Below are 15642 nucleotides of genomic sequence, written 5' to 3' on the forward strand. Positions count from 1 at the left end.
GCAGCGCGTCAGGGCGTGCCGGTGCGCAATGCGCGGCGGTACTGCACCGCCTCCGCCACATGCGCGGCCTGCACCGCGTCCTGCCCCGCGAGGTCGGCGATGGTGCGCGCCACCTTCAGCGCGCGGTGCGTGCTGCGCGCCGACCAGCCCAGCCGCGCGGCCGCCTGCTGCAGCAGCTGGCGGGCGGGGCCATCGAGCACGGCGTGCGTGTCGATCGCGCGGCCCTGCAGCGCCTGGTTCGCGTGGCCCTGGCGTTGCAGCGCGCGGTCGCGTGCGCCCACCACGCGCGCGCGGATGCTGTCGGTCGATTCGCCTGCCGGCGCATCGAGCAGCTGCGGCGCCGACACGGCCGCCACCTCGATGTGCAGGTCGATGCGGTCCAGCAGCGGACCGCTGAGCTTGCCCTGGTAGCGCGCGATGCGCTCGGGCGTGCAGCGGCAGGGCTTGAGCGTGGAGCCGAGGTAGCCGCAGGGGCAGGGGTTCATCGCGGCGATGAGCTGGAAGCGGGCCGGAAACTCCGCGCGCCGGGCGGCGCGGGTGATCGTGATGGTGCCGGTCTCCAGCGGCTCGCGCAGCGCTTCGAGGGCGGCGCGCGTGAACTCGGGGAACTCGTCGAGAAACAGCACGCCGTGGTGCGCGCGCGAGATCTCGCCCGGCCGGGGCGGCGAGCCGCCGCCCACCAGCGCCGCCGCGCTCGCCGTGTGGTGCGGAGTGGCCGTCGGGCGGCTCATCCAGCGTTCGGGCGCCAGCCGGCCGTCGAGGCTGGCGATGGCTGCGCTCTCCAGCGCTTCGTCCACGTTCATCGGCGGCAGCAGGCCGGCGAAGCGGTGCGCCAGCATCGACTTGCCCGAGCCCGGCTCGCCCACCATGAGCAGGCTGTGGCCGCCAGCCGCGGCGATCTCGAGGGCGCGTTTGGCGCCCGTGTGGCCCTTGACGTCGGCCAGGTCGGCATAGCGCGGGGCGCCGTCGCCGGGCGCGGCGCGCACGCGGGTCCAGCCGTCGTCGCTCGCATCGACGGGCCCGCCGCCGCTGGCGACGAACTGGCGCACCACGTCGAGCAGGTGCCGGGCCCCGTACACCTGCGCGCCCGGCACCAGCGCGGCCTCCTGGGCGCTGTCCAGGGGCAGCACCAGCCGCACGGCCGAGCCCTGGGTGTAGGTGGCCACGGCCATCGCGAGCGCGCCGCGCACGGGGCGCAGTTCGCCCGACAGCGACAGCTCGCCGGCGAACTCGTGGCCGGCCAGCCGCGCGTTCTCGATCTGCCCGCTGGCCGCGAGGATGCCCAGGGCGATCGGCAGATCGAAGCGGCCCGAGTCCTTCGGCAGATCGGCGGGCGCCAGATTGACCACGATCTTCTTGTTGGTCGGAAATTCGAGCCCGGCGTTCTGGATCGCCGAGCGCACGCGCTCGCGCGCCTCCTTGACCTCGGTCTCGGCCAGCCCGACCAGCGTGAAGCTCGGCAGGCCGTTCGCCAGATGCACCTCGACCGTGACGGCGGCGGCCTCCAGGCCGAGCAAGGCGCGGCTTTGCACCAAAGACAGACTCATTTTTCTCCCTCTCCCCAAGTTGGTGCGCCTGCGACGTGCAAGCCCAGGACCGTGCAGCGTGCAAGCGTGTGCAACTGCCGGAAACAGGGCTTGTAACGATTTGGCGCTCATCGCCGGACACCTGCGCCCTCTGGCCGGGGCGGTATTCGTGCAGTTTGGCACGCTCCCTGCTTTGAGGGTGCTCAGGTCCAACAACACACTTGCGAGGAGTTCCCTGATGACGCACCGTACCGCCGCCCAGGCGTTGATCGTTCTGGCCACTGCACTGACCGCCTCGGGCGCCGCCATGGCCCAGGCCGCCGACGCCGCCGCACCGGCGCCCGCGCCCCTGCTCACGGGCAATGTCTCGCTGACCACGAACTACAAGTTCCGCGGCCAGGACCAGGACATGATCGGCAAGAACGACTACGCCAAGACCAAGGGCTTCAAGCCCGCCATCCAGGGCGGCTTCGACTACGCCTTCGGTGACAGCGGCTTCTACATCGGCAACTGGAACTCCAGCGTCAACTGGCTCAAGGGCAACAGCATCGAGAGTGACCTGTACGGCGGCTACAAGTTCAAGGCCGGCCCGGTCGACATGGACGTGGGTGCGCTCACCTACATCTACCCGGGCAACTCGGTGGGCAACACCACCGAGCTGTACGTGGGCGCCACCTACGCCAACGACAGCTTCGGCTCGTTCACGGCCAAGTACTCGCACACGGTGTCCAAGGACTACTTCGGCTACGCCGGTGCCAAGACGGGCTCGGGCCTGAAGGGCCGCAACACCGGCTACCTGAACCTGGCCTACAGCAAGGAGATCGTGCCCAAGGTCACGCTCAAGGCCGCCGTCGGCTTCACCAACATGTCCAGCGACATCCGCAGCCTGGGCTACAAGAGCTACGTGGACTACAACATCGGCGCCACCTACGACTTCGGCAGCGGCCTGACGCTCACCGGCTCGGTGCAGGGCGCCAACAAGAAGTCCAACTACCAGGTCGTGGCCTACCCGGGTATCGAGATCCCCGACTTCGGCACCTTCGGCACCACCTACTACTCGCCCAACAAGGCACGCTTCATCCTCACGCTGACGAAGACGCTGTAATCGACAGAACAACCAGGCGCGGCCCACGTTGCCGCGCCGCCTTTCATCCATCCAGAAGGAGCAACTCATCATGAAGCTGGTCACAGCCATCATCAAACCGTTCAAGCTCGACGAGGTGCGCGAAGCGCTCTCGGCCATCGGCGTGCAGGGCATCACCGTCACGGAAGTGAAGGGCTTCGGTCGCCAGAAGGGCCACACCGAGCTGTACCGCGGCGCCGAGTACGTGGTCGACTTCCTGCCCAAGGTGAAGATCGAGGCGGCCATCTCCGACGAGCTGGTCGACCGCGTGATCGAGGCCGTGGAAGGCGCCGCGCGCACCGGGAAGATCGGCGACGGCAAGATCTTTGTCTACAACCTCGAGCAGGTCGTGCGCATCCGCACCGGCGAAACGGGCCGTGAAGCCCTCTGATCGAGTCCTGGCCCGAAAGAACAACGACTATGAAAAAACTTCTTGTCTCTCTTGCGCTCGGCTTGAGCGTCTTCGTTGCCGGTACTTCGGCGCTGGCCCAGGCACCCGCCGCCACCCCTGAGGCACCGGCTGCATCGGCACCTGCTGCACCTGCCGCTGCTGCGCCCGCTCCTGCAGCGGCTGCGGCACCCGCGGCCGCCGAGGCCGCACCCGCCGCACCGGCCGCGGCTCCCGCGCCCAAGGTCGACTCCGGCGACACCGCCTGGATGCTCACCTCGACCCTGCTCGTGATCCTGATGACCATCCCCGGCCTGGCGCTGTTCTACGGCGGCCTGGGCCGTTCCAAGAACATGCTGTCGGTGCTGATGCAGGTCTTCGTGATCTTCTCGCTCATCAGCCTGCTGTGGGCCATCTACGGCTACAGCCTGGCCTTCACAGGCGACGGCAACTTCTTCGGAAGCTTCGACAAGATCTTCATGAAGGGCATCACGCAGGAGACCTTCGGCGCGTTGACCACGATCCCCGAATACGTGTTCTTCGCCTTCCAGGGCACCTTCGCGGCCATCACCGTGGCGCTGATCGTCGGCGCTTTTGCAGAACGCGCCAAGTTCTCGGCCGTGCTGCTGTTCTCGGTGATCTGGTTCACCTTCAGCTACGTGCCCATGGCCCACATCGTGTGGGGCGGCGGCCTGCTGGGCAAGGACGGCGCGCTCGACTTCGCCGGCGGCACCGTGGTGCACATCAACGCCGGTATCGCCGGCCTGGTCGGTGCCTACATGGTCGGCAAGCGCGTGGGCTACGGCAAGGAAGCCTTCACGCCGCACTCGCTCACGCTCACCATGGTCGGCGCCTCGCTGCTGTGGGTCGGCTGGTTCGGCTTCAACGCCGGCTCGGCAGGTGCGGCCAACGCGGCTGCCGGCCTGGCCTTCGTGAACACGGTGCTCGCCACCGCCGCCGCGGCCCTGTCGTGGATCCTGGGTGAGAGCCTGCACAAGGGCAAGGCCTCGATGCTGGGCGCTGCATCCGGTGCCGTGGCCGGCCTCGTGGCTGTCACGCCCGCCGCCGGTTTCGTCGGCCCGATGGGCTCGATCGTGATGGGCTTGCTGGCCGGCCTGGTCTGCCTGTGGGGCGTGGGCGGTCTCAAGCGCATGCTCGGCGCGGACGACGCGTTCGACGTGTTCGGCGTGCACGGCGTGGGCGGCATCCTGGGTGCCATCCTGACCGGCGTGTTCGCTGCCAAGGGCCTGGGCGGCACCGGCGGCCTGACGCCCGACACCTTCTCGATGGGCGCGCAGGTCTGGATCCAGGTCAAGAGCGTGCTGTTCACCATCGTGTGGTCCGGCGTGGTTGCGTTCATCGCCTACAAGATCGCCGACCTGACCCTGGGCCTGCGTGTGTCGGAAGAAGAAGAGCGCGAAGGCCTCGACATCTCGTCCCACGGCGAAACGGCTTACAACCGCTGATTCGCACACAGACAGCGGGTGGTCCGGCACGGCGCCGGCCCCCGCTCCTCCAAGACCACCACCCCCCTTTTCGATACAAAGAAGAACAACCACTCCCGGTTTTTTCAGGCGAGTCTCCTTTGGATGTTCAGCCCGCGAGCGCTTCGGCGTCAGCGGGCTTTTTTTTGCCCGCGGCCCGCGTGGCCGGGGGCACAATCGCCCCACCATGTGGACCTCCATCGAAGACAGCCTCTGCGAGCTGGGTGAATCGCCGTTCTGGCATCCGCACGAACGCGCGCTCTACTGGCTCGACATCCCGGGCCGCGCCGTGCTGCGCACGCGCGGCGAGATCGGTTCGCCCACGGCCACGGTCGAGCGATGGGCCTTGCCCACCGAGCCCGGCTGCATGGCGCCGGCACGCAGCGGCGGCCTCGTGATCGCGCTGCGCGACGGCATCTACCGGGCCCGCGAGTGGGGCGGCAGCCTCGTCGCGATGGCGCGCGCGGAGCACGACGTGCGCACCATGCGCTTCAACGACGGCAAGTGCGACGCACTCGGCCGCTTCTGGGCCGGCTCGCTCAACGAGATCAAGGACCGCGCCAACGCCGCGCTCTACTGCTTCGACGCACGCCCGGGCGACGTCTCGCCCACCATCACGTCGATGCTGGAACACGTCACCACCGCCAACGGCCTGGCGTTCTCGCCCGACAACCGCACCCTGTACTGGGCCGACACCGCCGCGCACGTGGTGCGCGCCTGGGACTGGGACGCCGAGGCCAACACGCTCTCGCATGCGCGCGTGTTCCAGCAGTTCGACCCCAAGCCCGCGGGCTGGGTACCCAGCACGCCCACGCACTACGACGGCCGCCCCGACGGCGCCACCGTCGACGCCGCCGGCCACTACTGGGTCGCGATGTTCGAAGGCGCGCAGCTGCTGCGCTTTGCGCCCACGGGCGAGCGCGTCGCGGCCATCGCGGTGCCCGTGCAGTGCCCGACCATGCCCTGCTTCGGCGGCGACGACCTGCGCACCCTGTTCGTCACCAGCGGGCGCAAGGGCCGCCCGGCCGACGAGCTGGTGCAGCGCCCGGCCTCGGGCACCGTGCTCTCGATGCGCGTCGACACGCCGGGCCTGCCCGTGAATTTCTTCGAAGACTGAGTCGGTCCGCTGCCGAGGATGGCTCTGCACCACATCCCCCCGATCCAATGCCTGCTGACCTTCGAGGCCGTTGCGCGCCTGCGGCATGCGGGCCGCGCGGCCGACGAGCTGTGCGTGACGGCCAGCGCCGTGAGCCACCGCATCCGCCAGCTCGAGGCGCACGTGGGCTTCAAGCTCTTCGGGCGCAGCGACTTCAGCCTCACGGCCGATGGCGCGGCCTACCTGGCGAACGTGCGCGTCGGCCTGGCCGCGCTGCAGCAGGCCACGCCCGGCAGCCGTGACGCGGCGCTGCGCGCACCGCGCCTGAGCGTGGCGGTCACGCCCACCTTCAGCCGCCAGTTCTTGATGCCGCGGCTGGAGCTCTTTCGCAACATCTACCCCGACATCGAGCTGGCGCTGCATGTGTCGATCCCGCTGCTCGACGTCACCGCCGAGCAGACCGACCTGCAGGTGCGCTACGGCATCGGCGCCTACGCCGACTGCGAGCACCGCCTGCTCATCGCCGAGGACGTGGTGCCCGCCTGCAGCCCGAGCTACCTGAACGAGTTCGGGCCCTTCGACGGCTTTCGCACCGCGGCCGAGATCGCCAGCGCGCGACTGATCCGCAGCCCGCTCGAGCCCTGGGGCACCTGGTTCGCGAGCTGCGGCATCGACCAGCCCGAGCCGCACCTGGGCGCCCAGTTCAACGACCTGGGCCTGGTCTACGACGCGGCCGCCAGCGGCTTCGGCGTGGCGCTGGTGCGACAGAAACTGGGCGCCGCCTGGTTCGAATCGGGCCGGCTGGTGGCGCTGTCGGAACGGCCCGTGCCCTCGCCGCACCGCCACTACATCTGCTGGCAGCCGGGCACGCTGGAGCGCTGGGAGTGCGCGGCCTTCGTCGACTGGATCGTTCAGACGCTGCACTGACCGACAGGTCCGCCCGACAAATTTTTATCAAGGTCCGGGCAAAAAACCTTCAATCCGGACGGTGCGCATCTCCCTAGAGTGCGGGGCACAACAACAGCCTCCCCGGAGACAACGCATGACCTGGCAGCAGATCTACGACCCGTTCGGCAACATGATCATTTCCACCGCGCTCGCCGCGATCCCGGTGGTGGTGATGCTTGCGTGCCTCGGCTTCTTCCACATCAAGGCCCACATCGCCGCCGGCCTGGGCCTGCTGGCGGCGCTGGCCGTCGCCGTGTTCGCCTACGGCATGCCGGCCGAGATGGCTGGGCGCGCCGCGCTCTTCGGCGGCTTCACGGGCCTGCTGCCGATCGGCTGGATCGTGCTGAACATCATCTTCCTGCAGCAGCTGGCCGAACAGAACGGCAGCTTCAAGGTGCTGCAGGACTCGCTCTCGGGCATCACCGAAGACCGCCGCATCCAGCTGTTGCTGATCGCCTTCTGCTTCGGCGCGTTCTTCGAGGGCGCGGCGGGCTTCGGCACGCCGGTGGCGGTCACGGCCGGCATCCTGATCGGGCTGGGCTTCTCGCCACTGGCCGCCTCGGGCCTCTCGCTGATCGCCAACACCGCGCCGGTGGCCTTCGGCGCGCTCGGCACGCCGGTGATCACGCTGGCCAAGGTGCACGGCTACGACCTGATGGAAGTCACCGCGATGATCGGCCGGCAGCTGCCGTTCTTCTCGCTGCTGGTGCCGTTCTGGCTGGTGTGGGCCTTCGCCGGACGCAAGGCGATGATGGAAGTGTGGCCCGCCATCCTGGTCACGGGCGTGTCGTTCGCGGTGCCGCAGTACCTGGTGTCGAACTTCATCGGCCCCGAGCTGGTCGACATCATCGCGGCCATCGTGTCGATGGCCAGCCTGGTGCTGTTCCTGCGCGTGTGGCAGCCCAAGAACGTGTGGCGCTCGCCCTCGCTGCGCGGCAAGGACGTGAGCGCGCACGAGGCCAAGCCGCCGGCCGCCATCGTCGTGCACAGCCGCGAGGCGCTGGTGCGCGCGTGGATGCCCTGGGTGATTCTTTCGGTGTTCGTCTTCATCTGGGGCCTGCCGGCGGTGAAGACCGCGCTCAACGGCGTCTTCGCGCCCTCGTTCCCGATGGGCGGGCTGCACAACCTGATCGAGAAGATGCCGCCGGTGGTCACCGCGCCCACCAAGGAAGGCGCGGTGTACGTGCTGAACCTGCTGTCGGCCACGGGCACCGGCATCCTCTTGTCGGCGATCGTGAGCGCGCTGTTAATGAAGTACAACCCGGTCGAGATCGTGCGCACCTTCGTGCGCACGCTCTGGATGGTGCGCTACTCGCTCATGACCATCGTGCTGATGCTCGCGCTGGGCACGCTCACGCGCTACTCGGGCACCGACACCACGCTGGGCCTGGCCTTTGCCAACACCGGCGTGTTCTATCCCTTCTTCGGCACGCTCATGGGCTGGATCGGCGTGGCCATGACGGGCTCCGACACGGCCTCGAACGTGCTGTTCGGCGGCATGCAGAAGGTCGCGGCCGAGCAGCTGGGCCTGGCGCCCAACCTCATGGGCGCGGCCAACAGTTCGGGCGGCGTGATGGGTAAGATGATCGACGCCCAGTCGATCGTGGTGGCCTCCACCGCCACGCGGTGGTTCAATCACGAAGGCGACATCCTGCGCTACGTGTTCTTCCACTCGATCGCGCTGGCCTCGCTGGTCGGCCTGTACGTGACGCTGCAGGCCTATGTGTGGCCATTCACCCTGATGGTCGTCCGCTGAAAGTTGTTCCCGCCATGAATGCTCCCGTCACGACCGACCAGCACGCGCAGCTGTCGAAGGCGGAGCGCCAGGCGCAGGTGGTGCGGGCGCTGCAGGCGCACCTGCCCGCGCATGCGCTCATCTGGCACGCCGAAGACACCACGCCCTACGAGTGCGACGGCCTCACGGCCTATCGCCAGCGCCCGCTGGTGGTGGCCTTGCCCGAGACCGAGGCGCAGGTGGCCGCCGTGCTGCGCGCCTGCCATGCGCTGGCCGTGCCGGTGGTGGCGCGCGGCGCGGGCACCGGGCTCTCGGGCGGCGCCATGCCGCACGCGCTGGGCGTGACGCTGTCGCTGGCCAAGTTCAACCGCATCCTGAAGGTCGACCCCGTGAGCCGCACGGCCGTCGTGCAGTGCGGCGTGCGCAACCTCGCCATCAGCGAGGCCGCCGCGCCCTTCAACCTGTACTACGCGCCCGATCCGTCGAGCCAGATCGCCTGCACCATCGGCGGCAACGTGGCCGAGAACTCGGGCGGTGTGCACTGCCTGAAGTACGGCCTCACGCTGCACAACGTGCTGCGCGTGCGCGGCTTCACGGCCGAAGGCGAACCCATCGAGTTCGGCGGCGAGGCGCTCGATGCGCCGGGGCTCGACCTGCTCGCGCTGGCCATCGGCAGCGAAGGCATGCTGGCCGTGACCACCGAGGTCACGGTGAAGCTCGTGCCCAAGCCGCAGCTGGCGCGCTGCATCATGGCCAGCTTCGACGACGTGCGCAAAGCCGGCGATGCGGTCGCGGCGGTGATCGCGGCGGGCATCATCCCGGCCGGCCTGGAGATGATGGACAAGCCCATGACCGCGGCCGTCGAAGACTTCGTGCACGCGGGCTACGACCTCGACGCCGCCGCCATCCTGCTGTGCGAATCGGACGGCACGCCCGAAGAGGTCGAGGAAGAAATCGGCCGCATGACCGAGGTGCTGCGCGGCTGCGGCGCCACCGCCATCGCCGTGAGCACCAGCGAAGATGAGCGCATGAAGTTCTGGAGCGGCCGCAAGAACGCCTTTCCGGCGTCGGGCCGCATCAGCCCCGACTACATGTGCCTGGACTCGACCATCCCGCGCAAGCGGCTCGCCGACATCCTGCTGGCGATCCAGGAGATGGAGAAGAAATACAACCTGCGCTGCTGCAACGTGTTCCACGCGGGCGACGGCAACCTGCATCCGCTGGTGCTGTTCGACGCCAACGACCCCGACGAGCTGCACCGCTGCGAGCTGTTCGGCGCCGACATCCTCGAGACCAGCGTCGCCATGGGCGGCACCGTGTCGGGCGAGCACGGCGTGGGCGTGGAAAAGCTCAACAGCATGTGCGTGCAGTTCACCGCGGCCGAGAACGAGCAGATGTTCGGCATCAAGCGCGCCTTCGACCCCGCCGGGCTGCTCAACCCCGGCAAGGTGATTCCCACGCTGCAGCGCTGCGCCGAGTACGGCAAGGAAGTGGTGCGCGGCGGCCGGCTGGCGCATCCCGACCTGCCGAGATTCTGAGAGCTTCATGAACACGGATACCGCCCTCCAGCAGGTCGTCGAGCGCGTGCGCGCCGCCGCGGCCGATGCCACGCCGCTGCGCCTGCGCGGCGGCGGCACCAAGGATTTCTATGGCCAGCCGCCGCGCGGCGAGCTGCTCGACCTGCGCGCGCTCAGCGGCATCACGAGCTACGAACCGAGCGAGCTGGTCGTCACCGTGCGCGCCGGCACGCCGCTGGCCGAACTCGAGGCCGCGCTCGCCGAACAGGGCCAGTGCCTGCCCTTCGAGCCGCCGTGCTTCGAGGCCGGCGGAACCGTCGGCGGCATGGTCGCCGCCGGCCTCAGCGGCCCATCGCGCGCCAGCGTGGGCGCGGTGCGCGACTACGTACTCGGCACCACGCTCATCAACGGCCGCGCCGAGGTGCTGAGCTTCGGCGGCCAGGTGATGAAGAACGTCGCCGGCTATGACGTCTCGCGCGTGCTGGCGGGTTCGCTCGGCACGCTGGGCGTGATCGCCGAAGTGAGCCTCAAGGTGCTGCCCGTGGCGCCCGCCGAGGCCACGCTTGCCTTCGCCTGCAGCCAGGCCGATGCGCTGCGCTTGCTCAATGAATGGGGCGGGCGCCCGTTGCCGCTGAACGCGAGCAGCTGGTTCGAACACGCGCCCGGCGCGGGCGTGCTGCGCCTGCGGCTGCGCGGTGCCGTGGCGGCCGTCGAAGCCGCCTGCGCGCAGCTCGGCGGCGAACGCCAGGACCCGGTGCGCGCGGCCGCCGGCTGGGCCGCGCTGCGCGACCAGCGCATGCCGTGGTTCGCACTCGACGAAGCCGGGTCGCTGGCGCTGTGGCGCCTGTCGGTGCCGCAGACCGCGCCGGTGATCGCCATCGACGGCTGCGCCGCACCGCTGGTCGAGTGGCACGGCGGGCAGCGCTGGTACCTCGCGCCGCCCGCGCAGGCTGCGCGCCTGCGCGAAGCGGCGCGTGCTGCCGGCGGCCATGCCACGCTGTTCCGCGTGCCCGCAGCGCAAGCGGCCGACTGCGACGTGCCGCGCTTCGACGCACTGAGCGCGCCGGTGGCACGCATCCATCGCGCGCTGATGCAGGAGTTCGATCCGCACGGGGTCTTCGACCGTGGCCGGCTCTTCGCAGGCGATCAATAAAAAAAGAAACGACACCACCCCGCGATGCAAACCGAACTAGCCCCCGAATTCCGCGACACCGACGCGGGCCGCGAAGCCGAAGCCATCCTGCGCAAGTGCGTGCACTGCGGCTTCTGCACCGCCACCTGCCCGACCTACCAGCTGCTCGGCGACGAGCTCGACGGGCCGCGCGGGCGCATCTACCTCATCAAGCAGGTGCTCGAAGGCCATGCGCCCACGCGCAGCACGCAGCTGCACCTGGACCGCTGCCTCACCTGCCGCAACTGCGAGAGCACCTGCCCGAGTGGCGTGCAGTACGGGAACCTGGTCGACATCGGCCGCAAGATCGTCGACGAGAAAGTGCCGCGCCCCGCGGTGGAGTCGGCCACGCGCTGGCTGCTCAAGGAGGCGTTGCCGTCGCCGCTGTTCGGCCCCGCGATGGCGCTGGGCCAGTCGGTGCGCGGCCTGCTGCCAGAGGCCCTGAAGGCCAAGGTGCCCGCGAAGCAGGACGCCGGCCGCTGGCCCACCGCCACGCATGCGCGCAAGGTGCTGATGCTCGCAGGCTGCGTGCAGCCGTCGATGGCGCCCAACATCAACAGCGCCACCGCGCGCGTGCTCGACGCCACCGGTATTCAAGCGGTGATCGCGCCCAAGGCGGGCTGCTGCGGCGCCGTGAAGTTCCACCTCAACGACCAGGACGGCGGCAAGGCGCAGATGCGCGCCAACATCGACGCGTGGTGGCCCTTTGTCGAAGGCAACGAGGTCGAGGCGATCGTGATGAACGCTTCGGGCTGCGGCGTCACCGTGCGTGAGTACGGCCACCTGCTGCAGCACGACGCGGCCTATGCCGCCAAGGCCGCGCGCATCAGCGCCCTCACGCGCGACCTGAGCGAGCTGCTGCCCGAGCTCGTGCCCGCGCTGCAGGGCCGCGTGCGCGCGCCCGAAGGCGTGGTCGCCTACCACCCGCCCTGCACGCTGCAGCACGGCCAGAAGCTGCGCGGCGGCGTCGAGACGCACCTGCGCGCGCTCGGCTTCGACGTGCGCGTGGCCATGAACGAATCGCACCTGTGCTGCGGCTCGGCCGGCACCTACTCGGTGCTGCAGCCCGAACTGGCCTACCCGCTGCGCGACCGCAAGCTCGGCCACCTGAAGCAGCTGCAGCCCACCACCATCGCCTCGGCCAACATCGGCTGCATCACGCACCTGCAAAGCGGCAGCGGCGACACGCCCGTGCGCCACTGGGTCGAACTGCTCGACGCGGCGCTGCAGGCGCCGGCAGGGTAGGGCGCGCGCACGGCAGGGTACGTTGCCGTCCGACGTGCGCACCGCGCGTCGGGGCGCATCATGGCGAACCGAAGACGCTGCAAGGAGTTCGTGCCATGTCTTTCGCTTCTGCTTTTTCGCTGCGCCGCGCATTGCTGGCCGCTGCCTGCATCGCAGGCACCGTCGCCGCGCAGGCGCAGCAGCCGCCCTCGGCCCTGCCGCCCTGGCAGGGCATCGGCACCACGCGCTATGTGTGCGGCGGCATCGGCTCCGACGAGTCGAACGCCATGCGCGCCGCCATGAAGAACCATCCGCTGTCGCTGCTGTTCGCGCGCGCCGACGGCGCCTACCTGGCCAACCTGAATGTCGCGATCAAGGGCGGCGACGCGAATTCGTCCGCCGCCATGGCCTTCACCGCCACCGGCCCGGTGTGCCTCATCGACCTGCCGGCGGGGCGCTACGTGATCGACGTGAGCACCTCGACAGGTGAAACCAAGAGCCAGACCGTGACGGTCGGCGGCGCGCCGAAGAGCGCCGACTTCCGCTTCTGAACTCAGCCGGCGGCCAGCGCCGCCTCGATGTCGCGCGTGAGCGAGGCCGGCGTGTCCAGCGGCGCGTAGCGCTTGAGCACCGCGCCGTCGCGCCCGACCAGGAACTTGGTGAAGTTCCACTTGATGGCCGTGCTGCCCAGCAGGCCCGGCTTTTCCTTGGTGAGCCACTGGTACAGCGGCAACGCGTTGCTGCCGTTGACGTCGATCTTCTCCATCATCGGGAAGCTCACGCCGTAGTTGGTCATGCAGAAGGCGCCGATTTCCTCGTTGGTGCCCGGGTCCTGCCCGCCGAACTGGTTGGAGGGAAAACCCAGCACCGCGAGGCCCTGGTCGGCGTACTTCTCGTGCAGCGCTTCCAGGCCTTCGAACTGCGGCGTGAAGCCGCAATTGCTCGCCGTGTTGACGATCAGCAGCACCTTGCCGCGGAAGGTCGAGAGCTTCACCGGCTTGCCGTCGATGCGGGTGGCCTGGAAGTCGTAGACGCTGGTCATGGAGAGAGCTCCTCAGGTGGACGCGGAAACGCCATCATCGCGCGCGGGCGGGGTTCGCGCAAACGCCGACCACACCGCGCCCAGCACGATCAGCGCGCCGCCGACGAGGATGCGCGAGTTCATGGCGGACGCGCCCAGCGCCACCGATGAGACGCTGGCGAACAGCACTTCCGACAGCATGATCACCGAGGTCGCGCTGGCCGCCAGCTTCGGTGCGCCGTATTGCAGGCACACGTTGGCGACGATGAAGCCCGTGCCCAGCAGCGCGGCCCAGCCCAGCCAGCCCGGCGAGGCGAGCAGCGGCGAATCGATGCCGCCGAACGCGGTGCCGCTCACCGCGCCGACGCCCGCCACCACCGTGCAGCCCCAGAACATGGCCAGCGCGCGCGACTCGCCCGGCGCATGGCGCAGGTGGCGCAGCACGATGTTGGTCACGGCAAAGCCGAAGCCTGCCGCCACGCCCAGCCAGTCGGGCAGGCTCGAGGGCACCGGCCAGTCGGTGCCCGGCGCCTTCAGCACCACCACCACGCCCGTGAGCGCCAGCGCCACGCGCATCAGCGCGCCGCCCGTGGGCCGTTCGCCCAGCAGCAGCCAGGCCAGCAGCACGCTCCACAGCGGCATCAGATAGAACAGCAGCACCACGCGCACCACGTCGCCCTGCGTCACGGCCCAGTTGAAACCCACGTTGGTGAAGCCCGCCGCCAGGCCCAGCGCCACCAGCATCGGAAACGCGGCGAAGGCTTTCCAGGCGTGCCGGCGCACCAGGCCCATCGCCGTGGCGATGACGAGGTAGATCAGGCAGGTGGTCCACAGCGGATGCAGGCCGTGGCTGGCGATCTGGCGAAAGGGAATCCAGGACACGCCCCACACGAAGGCGTTGAACATCAGGGCGAGGGCGGGCATGGGGGCGTTGGAGTGGGGGCGCTCGGCGCGCCGGCCATTGCACCAACGCGGTCGCGCGAAATCAGTGGTGCTTGTCGCTGCGGGCGATCGCGAGGAGGTGCTCGACTTCCTCAGGATACTTCTTGAGGTTGTTCTCGTGCCAGCGCTTGATGATCCACATGCAGCCCGCCACCACGAGGCCGAAGGCGCTGATCGCGCCGTAGGCCGACAGGCCCAGGCCCGTGCACACGCTGTAGAAGCCGCCCAGCAGAAGGATGCAGGCCTGCTCGTTGAAGTTCTGCACGGCGATGGAGCGGCCCGCGCCCATCAGGTTGTGGCCGCGGTGCTGCAGCAGCGCGTTCATCGGCACCACCAGGAAGCCGCCCAGGCCGCCCAGGATGATGAGGAACGGCACCGCCAGCCAGACGTTGCCGATGAAGTTCATGCAGATCACCATCAGGCCCATCGCGATGCCCATGGGGATCACGCGCGTGGCCATGTCCAGGCGCATGTACATCGAGGCCACGATGGCGCCCACCGCGGTGCCGATGGTCACCACGCCGGTCAGCGCCGAGGCCTGGGTGGTGTTGTATTCGAGCGCCACGGCGGCCCAGGCCAGCACGATGTACTTGAGGTTGCCGCCCGCGCCCCAGAACAGCGTGGTGGTCGCCAGCGAGATCTGGCCCAGCCGGTCGCGCCACAGGCGGGCGTTGCAATGCCAGAAGTCGGGCAGCAGGCCGGCCAGGTTGCGCACCATGCTCTGCTCGGGGTTGGAGCGCAGCGGGCGCATCTCGACGCCGGTGTGCGGGATGCGGGTGTTGAACCAGGCCGCGAGCACGTAGACGAAGATCAGCACCGCAATGGCGGCTTCGGCCGGCGAGTCGATGCCGGTGTCGATGAACGGCAGGTCGATCAGCAGCAGCTGGCTGGACACCGCATGGCCCACCAGCATGCCGCCGAGCACGATGCCCAGCAGGATCGAGGCGATGGTCAGCCCTTCGATCCAGCCGTTGGCCTTGACCAGCTGCGACGACGGCAGCAGCTCGGTGAGGATGCCGTACTTGGCCGGCGAGTAGGCCGCGGCGCCCAGGCCCACGATGGAATACGACAGCAGCGGGTGCGAGCCGAACAGCATCATCAGGCAGCCCACGACCTTGATCGCGTTGCTGATGAACATCACCTTGCCCTTGGGCAGTGCGTCGGCAAAGGCGCCCACCAGCGGGGCCAGCACCACATAGAAGACCGCGAAGATCGGCACCAGGGCGGCCCGCTGCCATTCGGGGGCGCCCGAACTTCGCATGAGATCGACGGCAACGACGAAAAGCGCTTGGTCGGCCAGCGACGAAAAGAACTGGGCCGACATGATCGTGTAAAAACCGCGCTTCATCGATGGGCTGGCTGGCCAGAGGGTCTGCTGGCGGTAGTGAAAAAGTGTCGCGTCAGGCGCGAATGGGCGGTTATAGCATGGGGGTACGACGCGAATTCAGGCATCCCCACGGGATTCGA

Annotated in this window: 14 protein-coding genes; 10 read left to right on the plus strand and 4 right to left on the minus strand. The window is 69.1% G+C overall.

The window, feature by feature from the left end:
- Positions 1-8 precede the first annotated feature (8 nt).
- Positions 9-1547, minus strand: coding sequence for a YifB family Mg chelatase-like AAA ATPase (locus tag AC1RAD_RS00390; protein ID WP_492733329.1), 1539 nt, complete (start codon positions 1545-1547; stop codon positions 9-11).
- 217 nt (positions 1548-1764) lie between these two features.
- Here AC1RAD_RS00390 and AC1RAD_RS00395 point away from each other — a divergent pair, with 217 nt between their 5' ends.
- The 10 genes from AC1RAD_RS00395 to AC1RAD_RS00440 all read left to right on the plus strand — a co-directional run bounded on the left by AC1RAD_RS00395 (position 1765) and on the right by AC1RAD_RS00440 (position 12763).
- Positions 1765-2631 (plus strand): TorF family putative porin, encoded by an 867-nt coding sequence (locus tag AC1RAD_RS00395; RefSeq protein ID WP_062482029.1) that lies wholly within the window; start codon positions 1765-1767, stop codon positions 2629-2631.
- A 70-nt stretch (positions 2632-2701) separates the two neighbouring features.
- A complete protein-coding gene (gene glnK, locus AC1RAD_RS00400; RefSeq protein WP_056583732.1) occupies positions 2702-3040 on the plus strand; it encodes a P-II family nitrogen regulator in 339 nt (112 codons plus the stop codon).
- A gap of 29 nt (positions 3041-3069) precedes the next feature.
- Positions 3070-4503, plus strand: coding sequence for an ammonium transporter (locus AC1RAD_RS00405; RefSeq protein WP_159273472.1), 1434 nt, complete (start codon positions 3070-3072; stop codon positions 4501-4503).
- A 205-nt stretch (positions 4504-4708) separates the two neighbouring features.
- Positions 4709-5638, plus strand: a complete 930-nt coding sequence (locus AC1RAD_RS00410; protein WP_070063528.1) for an SMP-30/gluconolactonase/LRE family protein — start codon at positions 4709-4711, stop codon at positions 5636-5638.
- A gap of 18 nt (positions 5639-5656) precedes the next feature.
- A complete protein-coding gene (locus tag AC1RAD_RS00415) occupies positions 5657-6544 on the plus strand; it encodes a LysR substrate-binding domain-containing protein (protein ID WP_062482020.1) in 888 nt (295 codons plus the stop codon).
- A gap of 115 nt (positions 6545-6659) precedes the next feature.
- Complete coding sequence (locus tag AC1RAD_RS00420; RefSeq protein WP_492733330.1) at positions 6660-8321, plus strand: L-lactate permease; 1662 nt, start codon at positions 6660-6662, stop codon at positions 8319-8321.
- 14 nt (positions 8322-8335) lie between these two features.
- The gene (locus tag AC1RAD_RS00425; protein WP_095949826.1) at positions 8336-9838 is read left to right on the plus strand and encodes an FAD-linked oxidase C-terminal domain-containing protein; all 1503 of its coding nucleotides are present in this window, start codon (positions 8336-8338) and stop codon (positions 9836-9838) included.
- A gap of 7 nt (positions 9839-9845) precedes the next feature.
- Complete coding sequence (glcE, locus tag AC1RAD_RS00430; protein ID WP_492733332.1) at positions 9846-10970, plus strand: glycolate oxidase subunit GlcE; 1125 nt, start codon at positions 9846-9848, stop codon at positions 10968-10970.
- Positions 10971-10994: 24 nt separating this feature from the next.
- On the plus strand, positions 10995-12233 hold the full coding sequence (gene glcF / locus AC1RAD_RS00435; RefSeq protein ID WP_492733334.1) for a glycolate oxidase subunit GlcF: 1239 nt from the start codon (positions 10995-10997) through the stop codon (positions 12231-12233).
- A gap of 95 nt (positions 12234-12328) precedes the next feature.
- Positions 12329-12763 carry a carboxypeptidase regulatory-like domain-containing protein gene (locus AC1RAD_RS00440; RefSeq protein WP_492733335.1) on the plus strand — a complete coding sequence of 145 codons (435 nt, stop codon included), beginning with the start codon at positions 12329-12331 and terminating at the stop codon, positions 12761-12763.
- A gap of 2 nt (positions 12764-12765) precedes the next feature.
- On the opposite strand, the gene AC1RAD_RS00445 is transcribed toward AC1RAD_RS00440, so the two are convergent.
- From AC1RAD_RS00445 to lplT, 3 genes are all read right to left on the minus strand, one after another.
- The gene (locus AC1RAD_RS00445) at positions 12766-13254 is read right to left on the minus strand and encodes a glutathione peroxidase (protein ID WP_139703432.1); all 489 of its coding nucleotides are present in this window, start codon (positions 13252-13254) and stop codon (positions 12766-12768) included.
- Between the two features lie 12 nt (positions 13255-13266).
- Positions 13267-14157 carry a DMT family transporter gene (locus AC1RAD_RS00450; RefSeq protein WP_492733337.1) on the minus strand — a complete coding sequence of 297 codons (891 nt, stop codon included), beginning with the start codon at positions 14155-14157 and terminating at the stop codon, positions 13267-13269.
- Positions 14158-14218: 61 nt separating this feature from the next.
- A complete protein-coding gene (gene lplT / locus AC1RAD_RS00455) occupies positions 14219-15523 on the minus strand; it encodes a lysophospholipid transporter LplT (RefSeq protein ID WP_062476894.1) in 1305 nt (434 codons plus the stop codon).
- Positions 15524-15642: the final 119 nt, after the last annotated feature.

This window comes from Variovorax sp. GW823-FHT04B03, assembly GCF_058796495.1.